Consider the following 20,451-nt stretch of genomic DNA (forward strand, 5'->3'; position numbering starts at 1 on the left):
CGGGAAAGCGCGGGATGTCGGCCAAGGTGCATCCCGCTAAAATGGCCCGAAGCCAACCGTAGGCGGCTGGGGACGTCACGGCAAAGACATTGCAACAGAGATAGGAGGGTATCGATGTGGCCATCGAACAATTGACGATGCCTCAGCTCGGGGAGAGCGTCACCGAAGGCACGATCAGCAAATGGCTCGTTTCCCCGGGCGACAAAGTGAACAAATACGATCCGGTCGCCGAAGTGATCACCGATAAAGTGAGCGCGGAAATTCCGTCGTCGTTTGCCGGCGTCATTCGCGAATTGATCGCCAACGAAGGAGAAACGCTTCCGGTCGGCGCGCCGATTTGCACGATCGAAGTCGAAGGCGAAGTCGCCGCACCAAGCTCGGAAGCGAAGCCGGCGGAGGAAGCGCCGAAAGCGGAAGACAACGCGAAGCCAGCGGCGCCGAAAAAGGCCGGCCGGGCCAACAACGGCCGCTATTCGCCGGCCGTGCTCCGCTTGGCGCAAGAACACGGCATTGATCTCGAACAAGTCGAAGGCACCGGCCTTGGCGGGCGGGTGACGCGCAAAGATTTGCTGAAGCTGATTGAGTCCGGCCAAATTCCGAAAGCGGGAGCGGCACCGGCGGCGGAACAAGCGGCGCCAAAAGCCGAGCCGCGAGCGGAACAGCCGACTCCGGCCGCCGCAACCGTTCAACCGTCTGCCGCGGCCGCACAAACCGCACCAGTGACAGCGCCGCCGAAGCCAGCGCCGCCAACGATCGAAGCGGGAGCGGGCGACATCGAAATTCCGGTCACCCCGGTGCGCAAAGCGATCGCCGCCAACATGCTCCGCAGCAAACACGAAGCGCCGCACGCGTGGACGATGGTCGAAGTCGACGTCACCGACCTTGTCGCCTACCGCGATGCCATCAAAGACGAGTTCAAGCGGCGTGAAGGCTTCAATTTGACGTATTTCGCCTTCTTCGTCAAAGCGGTCGCCCAAGCGCTGAAAGAATTCCCGCAGCTGAACTCTGTTTGGGCCGGCGATAAAATCATTCAGCGCAAAGACATCAACATCTCGATCGCCGTCGCGACCGATGACGCTTTGTTCGTTCCGGTCATCAAGCACGCCGACGAAAAAACGATCAAAGGCATCGCCCGCGAAATCGCCGAACTGGCGGCGAAAACGCGCGCCGGCAAACTTCGTCCGGAAGACATGCAAGGCGGTACGTTCACCGTCAACAACACCGGCGCGTTCGGCTCCGTGCAGTCGATGGGCATTATCAACTACCCGCAAGCGGCCATTTTGCAAGTGGAAACGATCGTCAAACGTCCGGTCGTGAAAAACGGCATGATCGCCATCCGCGACATGGTCAACTTATGCTTGTCGCTTGACCACCGCGTCTTGGACGGCCTCATTTGCGGCCGCTTCCTCGCCCGCGTCAAAGCGATTTTGGAAAACATGAACAAAGACAACACGCCGATTTATTAACGCTTCCCCCATCGCCATCGGTTGGCGGTGGGGGTTTTTGCATGGCGTGATTTCAAACTTCTTTCACAAATGTGAGGTATAATGAGGGCAGAAACGAACGTGCGGAGGAGAAAAACGAGATGAAACGAGCGAGCGTGTGGATGCTGTTAGGTTGCTTCTTTCTGCTAAGCGGCTGTGCCCATCCGTCGTTTCCCCCGGTGGCTGATTCGCTTTCCGTTGTCATCAGCCTCGATGTCAAAGGGGAAACGGTCACCTTTTTGAACGCGAAAAATGGCGGCAAGATCGCCCGTTGGAACATCAACGAACCGTTTCAAGGCGGGGCGTTGAGCGCGGACGGCCGGACGCTGCTTTTGTACGGGCGGGATCTTGACGGCGTTTACCGGTACGACCTCGCGACCGGGAAGCCGCTGGCTGAGTGGAAAACGGGGAGCGGCATTGTGAGTGCTGCTCCATCCCCGGATGGCCGCACGTGGTTTTTTGGCGACAGCGAACATCACGCGGTGCGCGTTGTGAGCCGGGACGGGGAAGAGATCGCCCGCCTTTCGGTCGGACGCTCTCCGATGACACTGCTTGTCAATCGCGCTGGAACGAGGTTGTATGTGATCGATTTTCAAGACGAACGGGCGAGGGTCATCGATGTGGACCGCCGCCGCGTCATCCGTTCGTTTGCCGTGCCGAAGTTTGCCTTAGGCGGAGTGGTGCGCGAGAAGCAAGGGGAGCTGTGGGTCGGCGGGCACGGCAGCGGAAGCCGTGTGGAAACGAATATTCATGTTTACTCGCTGCAAGACGGCCGCTTGCTTCGGACGATCGCCGCGCCGGTCATGCCGGTCGATTTTGTTGAAACAGATCGCGGCGTGTTTGTGCTAAGCCATGGCTCGAATACGGTTTATCGGGTTTTGCCAAGCGGGAAGCGGCTTGACTCTGTCTCTGTCGGCGCCAACCCGTTTGCCATGGAAGCGGCAGGAGGCCGTTTGTATATCGCGAGCTATGACAGCGATGAAATGATCGTGGTCGATGAAGGGACGCTGCGGCCGCTCGCCCGCTGGAAGACGGGCGACGGCCCGCTGCAGCTGCTCATTCGGGAGGGACGAACATGAGCGAACGAACCGTTTTGATCGTCGATGATGAAGAAGAAATGCGTCTGTTGGTCAGCATGTATTTAGAAAACGCCGGCTTTCGCTGCTTGGAAGCGGAAGACGGGGAGGAGGCGCTGGCGCTGCTTTCCCAACATTCGGTCGATGCCGTGCTATTGGACGTCATGATGCCCAAACAGGACGGATTCGCCGTCTGCGCCCGCATCCGCGAGCAGTCGGACGTGCCGGTGTTGTTTTTGACTGCGCTCGGCGAAGAATGGGATAAAGTGAAAGGATTCAAGCTAGGCGGCGACGATTACATCGTCAAACCGTTCAGCCCGGGAGAGCTCATCGCCCGCCTCGAGGCGGTGCTGCGCCGGGTGCAGCGCGGGCGCGAGAACGATGGGCGGTTGCAGTTTGGCGACCTCGTTATCAACGAAAAAGGACGAACCGTGACCGTTGGCGGCGAACCAGTGAAACTGACGTTGAAAGAGTTTGAGCTGTTGCTGTTTTTGGCGAAACACCGCGGGCAAGCGTTCAGCCGCGACGACTTGCTCGTCCATGTGTGGGGGTATGATTACACCGGAAACGCCCGCACCGTTGACACTCATGTGAAAACATTGCGCATGAAGATGAAAGACGCCGGCCGCCACATTCAAACCGTCTGGGGCATCGGCTACAAATTTGAGGGATGAGAAATGAAACGGCTCCGCTTAGGACAAAAAGTATGGCTGGCGATCGGCGCCGCGGTCGTGGTGACGCTGGCGTTTTCCTTTGGCCTTCTCAATTATTTTTACCGAACGGTGTACATGAAAGAAGTCGAGCGGACGTTGATCGCGGAAGGGACGAACCTCGCCCGCGACTATCGGGGCGGGGCGATCGCTCGGGAATTCCGCCAGCAAATCGAATGGTATGACGAAAAATCGACGGCCACCATCCTATTGATCGACAACCCGCGCGAACTGAGCGCCTGCTTTCCGTTTCCGGTCCACTATGACGCGTTAGTCAGCGGCCGCGACCGGGAAACGCTGCTAGCCGGGAAGCCGGTTGTCAAAACCGGCTACGAAAAGCGGTTTGGCCGCCGCGTGATGGCGGTCGCCGTTCCGCTTCTTGATGACAAGCGGCTTATGGGAGCGATTTATTTGTATATGCCGCTCGCCGACGTCCAAGCAGCAACCAAACGGGCAGCCGCCGCGTTTTGGCCGTTGGCCGCCGTATTCGCCGCCGCGCTTTTGGTTGTCGGCCGACGGATGGTGCGGCAACTGGTCGAACCGTTGCAGGCGATGGAACGGGCTGCTGAGCGCATGGCGGAAGGGCGCTACGAAGCGGGCATCCCCGTGCGGAGTGATGATGAAATCGGCCGCCTGGCGAAGGCGTTCAACCAAATGGCCGACGCCATTGCCAAAGAAGACGAGCAAAAGCGCGAGTTTTTAGCGAACGTTTCGCATGAATTGCGCACGCCGCTCAGCTATATGAAAGGGTACAGCGAAGCGCTCCTGGCTGGCCTTGCGAAAACGAAAGAAGAAGAAAAGGCGTACCTTCGCCTCATCCACCGCGAAACGGAACGGATGGAGCGGCTTGTTGGCGACTTGCTCGATTTGGCGCGCCTTGAAGGGCAAAGCGTGCCGCTCGAGCGCGCGCCGGTGGCGTTCGCCCAAGTGATCGAAGATGTCATCGCCATGTACGAACCGATCGCCGCGCAAAAGCGGATCAAACTGTCATGCGATTTGGACTATGACGTCATCGTCAACGGCGACGCCGATCGGCTCGAACAAGTCATGCGCAACTTGCTTGACAACGCCATCCGCTACACTCCGGAAGGCGGCGCGGTGACGGTGCGGCTTTCCCGCCCGTCGGAAGCAGAAGGAGAACTCGTGATCGAAGACACGGGAAAAGGCATCCCGAAAGACCAGCTCCCGCTTCTCGGCCAGCGCTTTTTCCGCGTCGACCGCGCCCGCACTCGCAAAGAAGGCGGCACCGGCTTAGGGCTGGCCATCGTCAAGCAAATCGTCGCCCTTCATGGCGGCGCCATTCAGTTCGACAGCGACCTTGGCCGCGGGACGACGGTATCTGTCCGCCTGCCGCTCGTTAGGGAAGGGGAAGAAACATACGTTCAAGACAAAGGAACGGATGGTGTATCATCAATATAAAAATTCGGAGGCAGGTGGAGGAAATGGGTTCAAGGGAAAAGGAACAGGCCCCGATGACCTACAAAGAGTATGCGACATGGCCGGAAGGAAAACGGTGTGAGGTGTTGGACGGGAATATCATCAGCATGGCGCCGTCGCCAACACCGGAACACCAATCGATTTCGCTCCAGCTTTCGGTCGAATTCGGGATGTATTTCAGAGGAAAGGATTGTCGCGTGTTGGCCGCCCCGATCGACGTGTACCTTTTTGAAGATCATCGCAAGGGATGGATGGATGAAAACGTCCGAAATTGGGTATGTCCCGATCTTGTGGTCATCTGTGACAAAAACAAAATTCAAAAAAACCGCATTGTCGGTGCTCCAGATTTGGTCATCGAGATCTTGTCTCCCGCTACGGCCAAAATCGACCGGATGGACAAACGGATCGCGTACGAGCGGGCTGGGGTGAAGGAATATTGGATCGTTGACCCGGCGAATCAAGTCGTGGAAGTGTATTTGCGTGAGAAAACAGGGAAGTTCGAACTTCGCGGAGTGTACAGCCGCGATGACACCGTTCCCGTTCATGGATGGGAGGATTTGTTCATCGATTTGCGAAACATTTTCCAATGAACAAACGGGTTGACCTTTCCGCTAGGCGGTGATGTTGCCTAGAAGGCTAGTGAAAAACCGCTGTCGCACACCAATCGGCGGCATTTTCATTCAAAAAAGAAAGCTGGTTCTGCAAAGTTTCTCTAATTGAGAAATGGATGGAATCAGTAGCATTTTGCACGAAATCACCAGTCTCCTAGAAGGCCGGTGAAAAACGGCTGAGTTCCTTCATCAATGGGAGAACACGTGAAAGGCAGGACCGATGCACCAAGGTTTTTCTAGTTGAGAAATGACATTGCAAAGCTGGATCCAAGATTAAATCACCAGCCTTCTAGGTTTCACCAGCCGATGTCGCATTCATTGGACGGCTTAACGCAACGAACGCGGAACAAACGCTGCTTGATTTTGATAGCGCTAATCGTCGCATTCATTCGACGGCCTAGCGCAACGAACGCGGCATTGCCGGTTGATGGGGAACGTTCAGGGAACGACTCTTCGGTTGAATCATGTAGTCGGAAACAAAAGCGCACCGTCGCGGTTTGGTGCGCAGCTCTCCTTTGCCAACAGCCAGAAACAAGGTGTTTTGTTCATTGCCCAAACGCGGTCGATGTACTACAATAAACATAGAACCCGTTTTTTCCCACCAAAGCGCGGCTTCATTCGGTTGGCGTGAGGCGCCATCGGGTGCGGCTCGTTTTCAGGCGAAAAAACGAAAGCGGTTTCTTTTTGGCAGAAAGACGCAAAGGGGGATGGGGAATGAGCGATGTCGCGAAGATGAAGGAAGCGGCGTTTCCGGCTCCGCCGATGGAGGAGTGGGAGCAAGAAGCGGAACGGTCGCTGAAAGGCAAGCCGCTCGAGCGGTTGGTGACGATGACGTACGAAAACATAGCGGTGAAACCGCTTTATACGCGCCGCGATGTAGAGGCGCTCGGCCCGCTGGAGCAGTATCCGGGCTTTGGTCATTACGTGCGCGGGGCGCGGCCGGAAGGGTATCGGGGCGAGCCGTGGAAGGTGAGCCAAGAGATTTCGGCGGCAAGCCCGTCCGACTGGAACGAGGCGGTGAAGCATGACTTAGCGCGGGGACAGACGGAAATCCATTTCGCTCTCGGGCGGCTGCCGTTTGCCGTCGAGTCGGTGGAGGATGTGGCCGCGATGTTGGATGGCGTGCCGCTTCACCGCTACTCGCTCCGTGTGGACGCCGGGGCGCGGTCGCTTCCGTTTTTGGCGCTTTTGGCCGCTTATTTCAAGGAACGAGGCGTCTTGCTCTCGAGCGTGCGCGGCGCCATTGGCATGGATCCGCTCGGCGCCTGGGCGGAACAGGGGACGCTCCCGTGTTCGCTTGAGCGGCTGGCTGATGAAATGGCGGAAGTGACGAAGTGGGCGATGGAACAAATGCCGGCCGTTCGCACGATTTTCGTGCGCGGCGAGCCGTACCATAACGGCGGGGCGAACGCCGTGCAGGAGCTCGCGTTTTCGTTGGCGTCGGCCGTCGAGTACATCCGCGCCGGGCTGGATCGGGGCTTGACGATTGATGACATCGCGACAAGGATGCAAGTGTCGCTGGCGGTCGGAGCCGACTTTTTCATGGAAATCGCCAAGCTGCGGGCGGCGCGGCGGTTGTTTGCGCAAGTGATCGAAGCGTTTGGCGGCAGCGAATCATCACGGCGCATCGAACTGCATGTGCGCACGTCGCCCTTTACAAAAACGGTGTACGACCCGTATGTGAACATGCTTCGCGCCGGAGCGGAAGCGTTTGCGGCCGTTGTCGGCGGCGCCGATGGCGTGCACGTGTCGCCGTTTGACGAAGCGATCGGGCTCGCTGATGCGTTTTCGCGGCGCATCGCCCGCAACACGCAGCTCATTTTGCTTGAAGAGGCGCATCTCTCTCAAGTCATCGATCCGGCGGGCGGCTCGTATTATGTGGAGACATTGACGGCGAACCTTGCCGAAGCAGCGTGGAAGCTGTTTCAGCAAGTCGAGGAAAAAGGCGGCATGAAACAAGCGCTTCAGGACGGCTTCGTGCAGTCGGAAGTGGGGGCGGTTGCCAAGCGGCGGCTCGAGCGCGTCAAACAGCGGAAAGAAAAAATCGTCGGCACGAACGTGTACGCCAATTTGGAGGAAACGCCGATCGAAAAGCCGAAGCAAACCGCAGTGAACATGGTGCTGCCGTTGGATGAACAGCGGGCGGCCGACATTCGCCGCACGCTTGTCGGCGGAAAGTGGATGGAAACGATGATTCGTGCGGCCCGCCGTCGAGCAACCGCTCGGGAAATGGCCGCGGCGCTGGTCGATGGGAACGAGGTGGCGGCCATCGCGCCGATTCACACACGGCGTTTGGCTGAGCCGTTTGAACGGCTGCGGAAGGCGGCCGAGGAGCATGCGGAGCGCACGGGAAGCCGGCTTTCCGTTCACTTGATCAATCTCGGGCCGCTTGTCCGCCATCAGGCGCGCGCCGATTTCATCGCCGGGCTGTTTGCGGCCGGCGGGGTGGCGGCTGAGCGAAGCGATGGCTTTGCCTCGGTCGAGGAAGCGATCGAATGGGTGCGGAACACGAATGGGACGCATTATATCGTGTGCGGCGCGGATGACGACTACCCGGGGTTCGTTCCGGCGTTGGCCGAGGCGTTCAAGCAAGCCAAGCCGAACGCGAAGCTGTATGTCGCCGGAAAACCGCCGGAAGAGCTCGAGAACACGTACGCGGATGCGGGCGTGGACGGGGCGATCCATCTCGGTTCGAACGCGTACGATGTGATCGTGGCGTTTTTCACGGAAAGAGGGGTGGCGTTGGATGGCGAAGGACGTTGATTTTACCAAGATGACGCTTTCCGCGGCAGCGGCTGATGTGGAGGAGAAACAGTGGAGAGACGCGGTGGAGCGGCGCGTGCAAGCGTCGATCGGTGAGCTGTTGTTTCAGACGAACGAACACATTGCCGTGAAGCCGCTTTATACAAAAAATGACATCGATGGGCTCGATTTTCTCGATTACTTGCCCGGGCTGCCGCCGTACTTGCGCGGGCCGTACCCGACGATGTATGTCGTGCGGCCGTGGACGATCCGCCAATACGCCGGTTTTTCGACGGCGGAGGAAAGCAACGCGTTTTACCGGCGCAACTTGGCGATGGGGCAAAAAGGGCTGTCGGTCGCCTTTGACTTGGCGACGCACCGCGGCTATGACTCCGACCATCCGCGCGTCGTCGGTGACGTCGGCAAAGCAGGGGTCGCCATCGATTCGGTGCTCGATATGAAAATTTTGTTTGACGGCATTCCGCTCGACCAAATGTCGGTGTCGATGACGATGAACGGGGCGGTGCTCCCGATCATGGCGTTTTACATCGTCACCGCCGAAGAGCAAGGGGTGACGCAAGACAAATTGTCGGGCACGATCCAAAACGATATTTTGAAAGAATATATGGTGCGCAACACGTACATTTACCCGCCGGAGATGTCGATGCGCATCATCGCCGACATTTTCGCTTATACGGCCAAATACATGCCGAAATTCAACAGCATCAGCATTTCCGGCTACCATATGCAAGAAGCCGGGGCGCCGGCTGATTTGGAGCTGGCGTATACGCTCGCGGACGGGCTTGAGTACGTGCGCACCGGCTTGAAAGCGGGCATTGACATCGATTCGTTCGCCCCGAGGCTGTCGTTTTTCTGGGCGATCGGCATGAACTACTTTATGGAAGTGGCGAAAATGCGGGCGGCGCGTCTCATGTGGGCGAAAATGATGAAAACGTTCAACCCGAAAAATCCGAAATCGCTCGCATTACGGACCCATTCGCAAACGTCAGGCTGGAGCTTGACCGAGCAAGATCCGTTCAACAACGTCGTGCGCACGCTCATTGAAGCGCACGCGGCGGCGATGGGGCATACGCAGTCGCTCCATACGAACGCGCTCGATGAGGCGATTGCCTTGCCGACCGATTTTTCGGCGCGCATCGCCCGCAATACGCAGCTGTACTTGCAGGAAGAAACGGGCATTTGCCGCACGATCGATCCGTGGGCCGGTTCGTATTACGTCGAGACGTTGACGAACGAACTGATGAAGCGGGCGTGGGCGCATATTGAAGAAATCGAAAGCTTAGGCGGGATGGCAAAAGCGATCGAAACCGGCATTCCGAAAATGCGCATCGAAGAAGCGGCGGCCCGCCGCCAAGCGCGCATCGATTCAGGGGCGGAAACGATCATCGGCGTGAACAAATACCGTCCGGAAAAAGAAGAGCCGATTGACATTTTGGAAGTGGACAACACCGCTGTGCGAAAGCGGCAAATTGAGCGGCTGAACGAGCTGAAGGCGACCCGCGACAACGAGCAGGTCGAAGCGGCGCTAGAGGCGATTACGAAAGCGGCGGAAACGGGCGAAGGGAACTTGCTTGAGCTCGCCGTCCAGGCCGCGCGCGTCCGGGCCACCCTTGGGGAAATTTCGTACGCCATTGAAAAAGTGGCGAAGCGCCATCGCGCCGCCATCCGCTCGATCAGCGGCGTCTACAGTTCGGAATACAAAAACGAAGCGCAGCTCGAACGGGTGAAGCGACGGGTGGAGCAATTCGCCGAACTCGAAGGGCGCCGTCCGCGCATCTTGATTGCGAAAATGGGGCAGGACGGCCATGACCGCGGGGCGAAAGTGATCGCGACCGCGTTTGCCGATTTAGGGTTTGACGTCGATATCGGCCCGCTCTTCCAGACGCCGGAAGAAACGGCGCGCCAGGCGGTCGAAAACGACGTGCACGCCGTCGGCATCAGCTCGCTCGCCGGCGGCCATAAGACGCTCGTGCCGCAGCTTGTGTCCGAGCTCGAAAAACTCGGCCGCGACGATATTTTAGTCATCGTCGGCGGCGTCATCCCGCCGCAAGATTACGCGTTCCTGTATGAACACGGCGCCGCCGCCGTCTTTGGGCCAGGCACGGTCATCCCGGAAGCGGCGGACAAAGTGCTCGATGAAATTTACGCCCGGCTCGGCTATGAGGACGTGAGCGAATGAACGGCGAAGAGAAACGATGGGAACAGACAAGCGCCCAGAGCGCGGCTTCAGATGGGCCGCCGCGCCGCCCGGAATGGGCGGACGGCGAGAGCGCGTCATCCTACGTGCACGCCGAACGCCCGCCGGCGCCAAAGCGGATCGTGAGGCGGAAAGAGCGGTCGGTGGACGAGTACGTCCAAGGGGTGCTCGCCGGCGACCGCACGATGTTGGCGCAGGCGATTACGTTGGTTGAAAGCAATGCGGCTCGTCATATCGATCTTGCTCAGCACGTGCTTCATGCCCTCCTTCCGCACGTCGGCCGCTCGATCCGCATCGGCATCACCGGGGTGCCGGGGGCGGGGAAAAGCACGTTCATTGAAGCGTTCGGGACGTTTTTGTGCGAACAAGGGCACCGGGTCGCCGTCTTGGCCGTCGACCCGACGAGCTCGTTGACCGGCGGCAGCATCCTCGGCGACAAAACGCGGATGGAGACGCTCGCCCGACATCCGCTTGCGTTCATCCGTCCGTCGCCATCGGGCGGGGCGCTTGGCGGCGTGCACCGGAAAACGCGCGAGACGATGATGCTGTGCGAAGCGGCCGGCTATGACATCATCCTCGTCGAGACGGTCGGCGTCGGGCAAAGCGAGTTTGTCGTCCGCGGGATGGTCGACTTTTTCCTCCTGCTGGCGTTAACCGGCGCCGGCGACGAGCTGCAAGGGATGAAGCGCGGCATCATGGAGCTTGTGGACGCCATCGTCATCAACAAGGCGGACGGTGATAATAAAGAAAAAGCGAAAGCGGCGCAAAAAGAATACAACCAGTTTCTCCATTACCTTCGCCCGGCCACGCCTGGCTGGGAGACGAAAGCGTACACGTGCTCGGCGCTGCTGGGCGAAGGAATCGCCGACATGTGGCGCGTCATCCAAACGTTCGTCGAGACGACGAAGCGATCCGGCGTCTTTTTCGATCGCCGCCGCCAGCAACAAAAAGACTGGATGCACGCCATGATCAAAGAATATATTGAAACGCGCTTTTTCGCCGACCCGGTCGTGAAAGAAAAGCTCCCGATGCTCGAAAACAGCGTCATTTCCGGCGCCAAGCCGGTCACCGCCGCCGTCAAAGAGCTGATCGAGGCGTATGAGCGGAAGCGAGACAGTGAACTATGATATGATAAAGGGAAAGCGAAGGAGGTGTCATGATGTTCCAATTTCAATTTCCACTGTACAATGATTTTGTAGAACAATCCCGCCGTGAAGCAGTCGAAGCCGGATTTGAAGAGCTGCGCACGCCGGAAGACGTCGACGCCGCGTTTCGCCGTCCGGGCACAACGCTTGTTCTCATCAACTCCGTGTGCGGCTGCGCCGGCGGCATCGCTCGCCCGGCAGCGGCCCACGCCGTTCACTACGACAAGCGTCCGGATCATTTAGTGACCGTCTTTGCCGGCCAAGACAAAGAAGCAACGGCCCGCGCGCGCGAATACTTTGTCGGCGAGCCGCCGTCCTCGCCGTCGTTCGCTCTGCTAAAAGACGGGAAATTGTGCGCCATGCTCCACCGCCACGACATCGAAGGGCACGAGCCGGTGGCGGTCGTGCAAAAGCTGCAGGCGCTGTTTGACGAATATTGTGAGGAAGTGTGAATACAAACCCCCGAAGCCAAAAAAGGCGTCGGGGGTTTTTCATCGTCATGATTGTTTGTGATCATGTATATGAAGACTTGGATAAAGGCAAATAGCAATGCATATGGTATAATAACTTTAAAATGGGGTTTTTTTGTGATCAATTTTTTAAAAACTAGAAAAAAGGATCATTATTATGGGATTATGTGATGTTAGCGATTGGACAAAAGATGAAGAGCGGCAAGCCTCTGGTACAAGAGAGAAGTTCTGGTTGATCCATCCAGATAATACCCATCGGTATTTATTTAAAATTCCTAAGGGAAATACCGGAGAAGCGTGGGCGGAGGTTGTCGCATCAAAAATTGGTCAAAGGATAGGGTTAAATATGATGGAGGCCGATTTAGCCGTTTACGATGGAATAGTAGGGGTTTTGTCAAGAAATTTTGTTTTTGATGATGCAGAGTTTTATGAAGGCGGTGATTTATTCTTTACAATTGCGGAAGACTTTGATCGCTACAATCTAAAACATTATCATTTTCTTAATATAATAAAGGTGTTGTCTGAATTTCACCTTGAAAAAGAGTTTGTCCAAATTCCTATATTTGACGCATTAATTGCAAATCAAGATCGTCACTGTGATAACTGGGGGGTTATTGTTCACCACAATGGTTACAAGCTTGCACCTATATATGATAATGGAGCGTCGCTAGGGTATCAATTGAAGGAAGAACGCATTCTAAAAATGTTTCAAGATCAAAGAATGTTTGATGCTTTTACAAATCGGAGCTTCTCTTTAATCGGACTTCCGCACAAAAGGAAGCCTAAATATAAAGAATTACTAAGTTTCATTTATGAATTATATCCAAAGGAAGTGAAGAGGGAAATTGAGCGTATTAGTCAAATAAATATACAAGAAATCATAACTGTTTTCGATGGCATTTCAGACAACATCATGAGTAAAATTTACAAAGAATGGGTATCAAAATTACTACAGCAGCGAAAGGAATGGCTTTTAAATTGGTATATGGAGGTGAGATAAGGTGGTGCGCCCTTTTGTACTATGGTTAATTTGGCAAAATGAATGTACTCGTCAGCGATATCATGTTGGAAATTTAGTGCATGATGGAACAAAGTATGTATTTTATTACGAACACAGCAGGAAAAGAAGAGGATTATTCGAGGCGCTGGAAAACGGTTATAAGCCCCATTTAGCCTTTCGGGATATGGAAAGAAAATATGTTTCAGACAGATTATTTGGACCGTTTGAGCGACGTTTGCCTGACCGACGTCGCCCGGATTTTTTGGAAATTTTGCGCACATATGGTTTGCCACATGATTGTACAGATATGGATTTGTTACGAGCAACGGGTGGTAAACTTGCGACAGATTCTTATGAATTTGTAGCACCAATTTATGTATTGGGAAATCATTTCGATTTTGATTTTTATGTCGCCGGTTGGAGGTATTACGAGGGAGATCAAGTGATTCAAGATCTTAAAGTGGGAGATAAAGTGCATTTTCGGTTAGAGCCGGAGAATAGGCGGGATGCTAAAGCGGTAGAAGTGTTAACAGATAAGGGGTGTAAGCTAGGATATATTCCTGCTTTCTATAGCGAGTTCATGTTTAACCTTATTCAAAACAACGGATGTTATACGGCGAGAATTGAATCAATTCATGTTAAAGCTTTTCCTCAGCGTAAAGTAAATATAAATGTCTACGGCGTACTTCCCATGTCTTGTCAGACGCAAGGTCTTGATATGTTGCATCAAGTAGCGTTACAAGTGACTTAGGTTGTTCTCGCTGTTTTTGAAATGGTTTTTTCAGAATGAATACATCCACAAAATCGAAGCGAGGCTGAAATATATCAAAAAAGAAATAATCGACCGTGACCGATGGAATGAGCCTGACCGTGTTTGAACGGCTGATGGCGTATTTCGCCGGTGAAGAGGACATTCAAAAAGCCGTTTTGTTCGGCTCGCGGGCGCGCGGCACGGCCGCCGCAACTCCGCCATTGATTTGTGCATTGATTATACCGGCAAACAAAAGGGGAAAATCAACGAGGAGATTGACGAGATCGTCGGCGTTTACTCATGCCCCGCACTGTTTTCGCCGCGTTGACGAAGCGATTGGTCGGGCAATCGAGTGCGGGCAGAAGACGATGGATGGAACGGCTGTTCACTGTACTTTTTTTTGTCTAGATCGGTTTGTCCCGCCTGAGCGGACAGCCGTCTTTTTTTGCCCTTCCGCGGCGGTGGGGCAGGGGCTTGGCGATTGAGGGCGCGTGAGCTGAGGTGGCTCGTTTTTCCTTGCATCGAAAGCGCCGTCATCGGTACAATGAAGTCGGCAAACATTGGCAAAGGAGACGGCGCGATGAAAATCGGCTATCGGACGTTGAAAACGGCGGTCGGGGCGGCGCTGGCGATCGCCATCGCTCAGTTGATCGGCCTTCACAACTTCGCTTCTGCCGGCATTATCGTCATTTTGTGCGTTCAAGTGACGAAAAAGCGGTCGCTGGAGACCGCGCGAGCCCGTTTGGCGGCGTGCGTTGTCGCGATCGGGTTTGCGGCGTTGTTTTTTGCCGTCTTCGGCTACCATCCGTGGACGATCGGGCTGCTGCTGTTAGTGTTTATTCCGGTGACGGTTCGGCTGAAAGTCAACGAAGGCATTGCGACCAGTTCGGTGATCATTTTGCATTTGTATGCGGCCAAGGAGATCACATGGGAATGGGTCGTCAATGAGCTGCTGTTGGTCGCTGTCGGCATCGGGGTGGCGCTCATCGTCAACATGTACATGCCGAGCGCCGAGAAGCAGCTTAAAGAGTACCAGCGCATTGTCGAGGATTTGTTTCGCATCATTTTAAAAGAAATCGTGCGCTATTTGCGCACGAATGAGCTCGATTGGGATGGGAAGGAGCTGCCGCTGGCGGCGACGATACTTGAGCAGGCGAAAACGCTCGCGATGCGCCACGCCGACAACCAGCTATGGCGGAACGAAGACGAGTACGTCCGCTACTTCCGGATGCGCGAGCGGCAGCTGGAAATCATCGAGCATATGCTTCCGCTTGTGACGTCGCTGACGTACACGGTTGAGCAGCGGATGATGATCGCTGATTTTATCGACGAACTAAGCGATGCCATTCACCCGGGAAATACAGCCGATCGGTTTTTGCGGCGTCTTTCGGCGATGCGCGAGGAATTTAAGGAAATGCCGCTGCCAACGACGCGCGAACAGTTTGAAGAGCGGGCGGCGCTGTTTCATTTGGTGCGCGAATTGGAGCAATATTTAATCATTAAAAGTGGGTTCCAGCCCGGAAATGAACCAGACAAAAGGCGTCGTTTGTTGCCGCTTGGCTGAACGAAGCGATGTGCATACCCCCGTCTTTGTCGGCGCACACTAAAGCTAAACGTCAGCAAATGGTGGGGGGCTTGATACTTGATATGCGTAAATCGTTAGCACTCTGCCTGCTGCTTAGTGTGCTGTTGGTTGCGCCGTTTCAGACGGCGGCGGAGATAAAGCCGCTTGTGATTGTGAACAAAGCGATCAACAAACTTGCGCTCGTCCGCGACGGTCGCATTGAGGCCGTTTATCCGGTGGCGACGGGGGTGAATGCCGAACTGACGCCGGAAGGGCTGTTTACCGTGACGGTGAAGGCGGAAAATCCGTACTATCGGAAAAAAGACATTCCGGGCGGAGCGCCGAACAATCCGCTTGGCACGAGATGGATCGGTTTTGATGCGCGCGGGACGGACGGGCGCATTTACGGCGTTCATGGGACAAACAACCCAGCGTCGATCGGCGGCTACGTTTCGCAAGGGTGCGTGCGCATGCACAACCGCGATGTCGAGCATTTGTACGAACGGGTACCGATCGGCGCCCGCGTGCTCATTCTCCGCAGCAACGAGTCGTTTTCCGCCATTGCCAAGCGCTACGGCGTCCTCCAATGAAGAAACGCAAGCTTTCTGTTTCGAAGCTTGCGTTTTTTCGCTAAAGAGAGGTTAAAACCACATGCTGATGCCGGCAAGGAGCGTCGTCAGCAGCATGCAAATGAGCATTAAGTAAACGACGAATTTTTGCGTTTTGCGCGACAACGGTTTTTCCTCCTTCCGCCCGCCGTTCTGTTTTTATTGTAACCGTACGCAGCGGAGCGGACAAGAAAAAACAAAAAGAAGGATTTTTTGTCGAAACGGCGAATATACATAACGGTTCCGATTATTTCGCAGCAAAGGGGACGAAACGATGCACGTAAAAAAAGTCGATCATATCGGCATTGCCGTCCGCTCGATCGAGAAAGCGCTTCCGTTTTATACGGATGTGCTCGGGCTGCCGTTTCTCGGCATCGAAGAAGTCGGGTCGGAGCAGGTGAAAGTGGCGTTTTTGCAAGCGGGAGAAGCGAAAATTGAACTGCTTGAGCCGCTGTCGCCGGAGAGCGCGGTCGCGACATTCATCGAAAAGCGCGGCGAAGGGATCCACCATGTAGCACTTGGCGTCGATGACATCACCGAACGCATCCGCGAGTTGAAGGAGCACGGCATCCGTATGATTCAAGAAACGCCAAAACGCGGCGCCGGCGGGGCATGGGTGGCGTTCATGCATCCGAAATCGACCGGCGGCGTGTTGTATGAACTTTGCGAACGGCCGAAAACGGAGGGACATCAATGAGCGACATGTACGATAAAATCAATGAATTATATGACCGCCGACGTGAGATTGAACTGGGCGGCGGCGACGAGAAAATCGAACAGCAGCACGCGAAAGGGAAGCTGACCGCGCGCGAGCGGATTGACTTGCTTTTGGACGAAGGAACGTTTGTCGAACTGAATCCGTTCATCGAGCATCGCTGCACCGACTTTGGTCTCGGCGAAAAAAAAGGGCCGGGCGATGGGGTGGTCACCGGCTACGGGAAAATCAACGGCCGCACGGTGTTTGTGTTTTCGCAAGATTTCACCGTTTTCGGCGGCGCCCTTGGGGAAATGCACGCGAAAAAAATTACGAACATCATGGATTTGGCGGCGAAAACCGGGGCGCCGATCATCGGTTTGAATGATTCGGGCGGCGCCCGCATTCAAGAAGGGGTCTTGTCGCTGGACGGGTACGGGCACATTTTTTACCGCAACGCCATTTACTCCGGCGTCATTCCGCAAATTTCCGTCATCATGGGGCCGTGCGCCGGCGGGGCCGTCTATTCGCCGGCTATCACCGATTTTGTGTTCATGGTCGAAAAAACGAGCCAAATGTTCATCACTGGCCCGAAAGTGATTGAAGCGGTGACCGGGGAGAAAATCAGCGCCGAAGATTTAGGCGGCGCCCGCGTGCACAACACGATCAGCGGCAACGCCCATTTTGCGGCGGCGAATGAGAAGGAGGCGCTCGCCGAGGTGCGGCGGCTGCTTGGCTATTTGCCGTCAAACAATCACGAAAAGCCGCCGTTTGGCCCGATTCCGGACGGGGACGACTACCGGCCCGATTTGGCCGACGTCGTGCCGATTGACGCCGTTCGCCCGTACGATGTGCGCCATGTGATCGCCCACGTCGTCGATGACGGTTCGTTTCTGGAAGTGCAAAAAGATTTTGCGAAAAACATCGTGGTCGGTTTTGCCCGCATCAAAGGTGAAGTGGTGGGGCTTGTGTGCAACCAGCCGAAGTTTATGGCTGGCGGCCTTGACATCGATTCGTCCGACAAAGCGGCGCGGTTCATCCGCTTTTGCGATTCGTTCAACATCCCGATCATTACGTTTGAGGACGTCACCGGCTTTTTCCCGGGCGTCAAGCAGGAGCACGGCGGCATCATCCGCCATGGGGCGAAAATTTTGTACGCCTACTCGGAAGCAACGGTGCCGAAAATTACGGTCATTTTGCGGAAAGCGTACGGCGGCGCGTACGTCGCCTTAAACAGCAAATCGATCGGCGCCGATGTCGTCTATGCGTGGCCGAACGCCGAAGTGGCCGTCATGGGGCCTCAAGGGGCGGCGAACATTATTTTCGCCAGTGAAATCGAAAACAGCCCGAACCCGGAAGCGACGCGGGCGCAAAAGATTGAAGAATACCGGGAAACCTTCGCCAACCCGTACGTCGCCGCCAAATACGGGATGATCGATGACGTCATCGACCCGCGCGACACGAGAATCAAGCTCATCCAGGCGCTCGAGATGCTTCGCCATAAGCATGAAGAGCGGCCGAAGAAAAAGCATGGCAACATTCCGCTGTAAAAACGGGGTCAAGGGGCCCCGTTTTGTTGCTTGGCCTCCATTTTCGCATACGGATTGGCGTCCATCAGGCTCATTCCGCTGCTGCGCCTTCCCATTGCTCACGGATTTTTTTCGTCTGTCGAACCCGGGAGCTCGCGCCCGCGCATTGCGAACGCGGCTGTCAGCGCTGTGCGTGCCGATCGTTCCGGCGTCCGGTTTGGCGTTGAGTGGAAACTTCCGGTATACTTGAAGTGGAATCTATACATAGGAGGAAGAAACGGATGGTGAATGAACAGCGTCTTGTCGACGAATTTTTGGAACTTGTGCAAATCGATTCGGAAACGAAGCATGAAGGTGAGATCGCCAAGGTGCTGAAACAAAAGTTTGAAGCGCTCGGCCTTGAGGTCATCGAAGACGATGCCGCCGCGAAAACAGGGCATGGCGCCGGCAACTTGATTTGCACGCTCGCGGCGACGAAAGACGGGATCGACCCGATTTACTTCACGTCGCATATGGATACGGTCGTGCCGGGCAAAGGAGTGAAGCCGTCGATTCGCGATGGGTATGTCGTCACCGACGGGACGACGATTTTAGGGGCGGACGACAAGGCGGGCTTGGCGGCCATGTTGGAAGCGATTCGCGTGTTGAAAGAACAAAACATCCCGCATGGCGTAATCCAGTTTATCATCACCGTCGGCGAAGAGTCGGGGCTTGTCGGGGCGAAGGCGCTTGACCCGTCGCTCATTCAAGCGAAATACGGCTATGCCTTGGACAGCGACGGCAAAGTCGGCAACATCGTCGTCGCCGCCCCGACGCAGGCGAAGCTGAAAGTCGTTGTGCACGGCAAAACCGCCCATGCCGGCGTGGCGCCGGAAAAAGGAGTGTCTGCCATTACGATTGCGGCGAAGGCGATCGCGAAAATGCCGCTCGGCCGCATCGACGAGGAGACGACAGCGAACATCGGCCGCTTTGAGGGCGGCACGCAAACGAACATCGTCTGCGACCGCGTTGATATTTTAGCGGAAGCCCGTTCCCTCGTTCCGGAAAAAATGGAAGCGCAAGTGGCGAAAATGAAAGAGGCGTTTGAAACGGTTGCCGCGGAAATGGGGGGGCGCGCCGATGTCGAAGTGGAAGTGATGTACCCGGGCTTTAAGTTCAGCGACGGCGACCATGTCGTCGAGGTCGCCAAACGGGCGGCGGCGAACATCGGACGGCCGTGCAAGCTGGAGAAAAGCGGCGGCGGCAGCGATGCCAACGTCATTGCCGGTTTCGGTATTCCGACCGTCAATCTTGCTGTCGGCTATGAAGAGATTCATACAACGAACGAACGGATGCCGATTGAAGAGCTGGTGAAACTGACGGAAATGGTCGTCGCCATTGTCGAAGAAGTGGCCAATGCCGAGTGAGCATCCCGCAAACGGGTGCTCTTTTCTTTTGGCTGCCGTAAACATTCAGCGCCAAATGCCGATAAATAAAGTAGAAACGTGTTGAGATGGGGGCAACCTATTTCGACTTTTTCAGAAAGGGAGGAGCCGGGGAATGGATAAATATGTGGTCTTTCGCGTCGAGCGCGAACAGTACGCCATTTCGATTGCCTATGTCGTCTCGATTGAAAAAGTGACGGCGCCAACGGCAGTGCCGCACATGCCGGACTATATGGCTGGCGTCGTGCGCATTCGCGGCGAGCTTGTGCCGGTGTTGGACATGCGGAAGCTGCTGTACGGCCGCGCCATTGAGGAAACGGATCAGACGCGCCTCATTGTCGCGGCGGTGGACGGTTTGTCCGTCGCCTTTATCGTCGACGAGGCGAAGGAGATCGCCGATATCGGACAGGAAGGCATTCAACCACTTCAGTTGATGTCCTCTGAGCGGACGCCATATTTAGTTGGAATGGCGACGTTGCCTGATCGATTGTTGACCGTGCTCGATCCGCGCGTGTTGTTCAACCATTTGGAGGAGGCGGAAGAGATTCGAGAGCAAGTGGCTGCTGTCCAGCCCGATGAAGCGGTATAGGTGTTTGCCTATACCGTTTTGTTTTCCGCGCATATCCTAACCATGGAAGCAAGCTGACACACCAAGGAGGAGGGGTTTCCATGGTTCGACCGTTCGGCCCATATATGGGCGGCTTTTACCCGCCGTACGTCGGCGGCTACGGCTACCACCCGTACGGCTATCACCATCATCATCATTGGCACGGGGGATATGACGGCTACCACCACTTCCCGTATGGCATGCATTACGGCTATTATCCGTTTTCGCCGTACGGCTTCCCGCATTACGGAGGTTATTAAGCACAGAGGGGCGCCAAGCCCCTTCTTTTGCATGAAAATGGCAGGAGGCGTTTACCGATCATTCATAAATCGGTTTAGAAAAACTTGCAGGCAAGCGGCCCATTATGATATGTTGTTTGGT

At 55.7% G+C, this 20,451-nt stretch carries 20 protein-coding genes; 19 read left to right on the forward strand and 1 reads right to left on the reverse strand.

What is annotated here, in order from left to right; translation table 11 throughout:
- The first annotated feature begins 116 nt into the window (after positions 1-116).
- The 14 genes from GS3922_RS04275 (at position 117) to GS3922_RS04340 (ending at position 15,798) form a co-directional block, all read left to right on the forward strand.
- Positions 117-1,466: a dihydrolipoamide acetyltransferase family protein gene (locus GS3922_RS04275; protein WP_063165337.1), complete on the forward strand. Its 1,350-nt coding sequence runs from the start codon at positions 117-119 to the stop codon at positions 1,464-1,466.
- A gap of 119 nt (positions 1,467-1,585) precedes the next feature.
- The gene (locus GS3922_RS04280; protein WP_063165338.1) at positions 1,586-2,563 is read left to right on the forward strand and encodes a YncE family protein; all 978 of its coding nucleotides are present in this window, start codon (positions 1,586-1,588) and stop codon (positions 2,561-2,563) included.
- Positions 2,560-3,234: a response regulator transcription factor gene (locus GS3922_RS04285; RefSeq protein WP_063165339.1), complete on the forward strand. Its 675-nt coding sequence runs from the start codon at positions 2,560-2,562 to the stop codon at positions 3,232-3,234. The genes GS3922_RS04280 and GS3922_RS04285 overlap by 4 nt, the downstream gene beginning before the upstream one ends.
- Before the next feature lie 3 nt (positions 3,235-3,237).
- Positions 3,238-4,689 carry a sensor histidine kinase gene (locus GS3922_RS04290; RefSeq protein WP_063165340.1) on the forward strand — a complete coding sequence of 484 codons (1,452 nt, stop codon included), beginning with the start codon at positions 3,238-3,240 and terminating at the stop codon, positions 4,687-4,689.
- Positions 4,690-4,712: 23 nt separating this feature from the next.
- Positions 4,713-5,297, forward strand: coding sequence for a Uma2 family endonuclease (locus tag GS3922_RS04295; protein WP_063165341.1), 585 nt, complete (start codon positions 4,713-4,715; stop codon positions 5,295-5,297).
- A gap of 735 nt (positions 5,298-6,032) precedes the next feature.
- A complete protein-coding gene (locus GS3922_RS04300; RefSeq protein ID WP_063165342.1) occupies positions 6,033-8,081 on the forward strand; it encodes a methylmalonyl-CoA mutase family protein in 2,049 nt (682 codons plus the stop codon).
- Entirely contained in the window at positions 8,065-10,260 is a 2,196-nt protein-coding gene (gene scpA / locus GS3922_RS04305) for a methylmalonyl-CoA mutase (RefSeq protein ID WP_063165343.1), read from the forward strand. Before GS3922_RS04300 ends, scpA begins: the two co-directional genes overlap by 17 nt.
- Positions 10,257-11,405, forward strand: coding sequence for a methylmalonyl Co-A mutase-associated GTPase MeaB (gene meaB / locus GS3922_RS04310; protein WP_063165344.1), 1,149 nt, complete (start codon positions 10,257-10,259; stop codon positions 11,403-11,405). The genes scpA and meaB overlap by 4 nt, the downstream gene beginning before the upstream one ends.
- A 32-nt stretch (positions 11,406-11,437) precedes the next feature.
- Positions 11,438-11,875 (forward strand): BrxA/BrxB family bacilliredoxin, encoded by a 438-nt coding sequence (locus tag GS3922_RS04315; protein ID WP_063165345.1) that lies wholly within the window; start codon positions 11,438-11,440, stop codon positions 11,873-11,875.
- A gap of 175 nt (positions 11,876-12,050) precedes the next feature.
- Positions 12,051-12,893: a HipA domain-containing protein gene (locus GS3922_RS04320; RefSeq protein WP_063165346.1), complete on the forward strand. Its 843-nt coding sequence runs from the start codon at positions 12,051-12,053 to the stop codon at positions 12,891-12,893.
- Between the two features lie 4 nt (positions 12,894-12,897).
- Positions 12,898-13,644, forward strand: a complete 747-nt coding sequence (locus GS3922_RS04325) for an HIRAN domain-containing protein (RefSeq protein ID WP_063167307.1) — start codon at positions 12,898-12,900, stop codon at positions 13,642-13,644.
- 95 nt (positions 13,645-13,739) lie between these two features.
- On the forward strand, positions 13,740-14,129 hold the full coding sequence (locus tag GS3922_RS18105) for a nucleotidyltransferase domain-containing protein (protein WP_225995615.1): 390 nt from the start codon (positions 13,740-13,742) through the stop codon (positions 14,127-14,129).
- Positions 14,130-14,224: 95 nt separating this feature from the next.
- Positions 14,225-15,208: an aromatic acid exporter family protein gene (locus tag GS3922_RS04335; protein WP_063167308.1), complete on the forward strand. Its 984-nt coding sequence runs from the start codon at positions 14,225-14,227 to the stop codon at positions 15,206-15,208.
- Positions 15,209-15,291: 83 nt separating this feature from the next.
- Positions 15,292-15,798 carry a L,D-transpeptidase gene (locus GS3922_RS04340; protein ID WP_063165347.1) on the forward strand — a complete coding sequence of 169 codons (507 nt, stop codon included), beginning with the start codon at positions 15,292-15,294 and terminating at the stop codon, positions 15,796-15,798.
- A gap of 51 nt (positions 15,799-15,849) precedes the next feature.
- Here GS3922_RS04340 and prli42 read toward each other — a convergent pair whose 3' ends face one another.
- The gene (gene prli42 / locus GS3922_RS17540; protein ID WP_012820630.1) at positions 15,850-15,942 is read right to left on the reverse strand and encodes a stressosome-associated protein Prli42; all 93 of its coding nucleotides are present in this window, start codon (positions 15,940-15,942) and stop codon (positions 15,850-15,852) included.
- A 148-nt stretch (positions 15,943-16,090) separates the two neighbouring features.
- Here prli42 and mce point away from each other — a divergent pair, with 148 nt between their 5' ends.
- The 5 genes from mce to GS3922_RS04370 all read left to right on the forward strand — a co-directional run bounded on the left by mce (position 16,091) and on the right by GS3922_RS04370 (position 20,330).
- Positions 16,091-16,513 (forward strand): methylmalonyl-CoA epimerase, encoded by a 423-nt coding sequence (gene mce, locus GS3922_RS04345; RefSeq protein WP_063165348.1) that lies wholly within the window; start codon positions 16,091-16,093, stop codon positions 16,511-16,513.
- The gene (locus GS3922_RS04350) at positions 16,510-18,060 is read left to right on the forward strand and encodes an acyl-CoA carboxylase subunit beta (protein WP_063165349.1); all 1,551 of its coding nucleotides are present in this window, start codon (positions 16,510-16,512) and stop codon (positions 18,058-18,060) included. Before mce ends, GS3922_RS04350 begins: the two co-directional genes overlap by 4 nt.
- 260 nt (positions 18,061-18,320) lie before the next feature.
- A complete protein-coding gene (locus tag GS3922_RS04360) occupies positions 18,321-19,445 on the forward strand; it encodes a tripeptidase T (RefSeq protein ID WP_063165351.1) in 1,125 nt (374 codons plus the stop codon).
- Positions 19,446-19,578: 133 nt separating this feature from the next.
- Positions 19,579-20,052, forward strand: a complete 474-nt coding sequence (locus GS3922_RS04365) for a chemotaxis protein CheW (RefSeq protein ID WP_063165352.1) — start codon at positions 19,579-19,581, stop codon at positions 20,050-20,052.
- Positions 20,053-20,132: 80 nt separating this feature from the next.
- Complete coding sequence (locus GS3922_RS04370) at positions 20,133-20,330, forward strand: hypothetical protein (protein WP_063165353.1); 198 nt, start codon at positions 20,133-20,135, stop codon at positions 20,328-20,330.
- Positions 20,331-20,451: the final 121 nt, after the last annotated feature.

It is taken from the genome of Geobacillus subterraneus, assembly GCF_001618685.1.
GTDB lineage: Bacteria > Bacillota > Bacilli > Bacillales > Anoxybacillaceae > Geobacillus > Geobacillus subterraneus.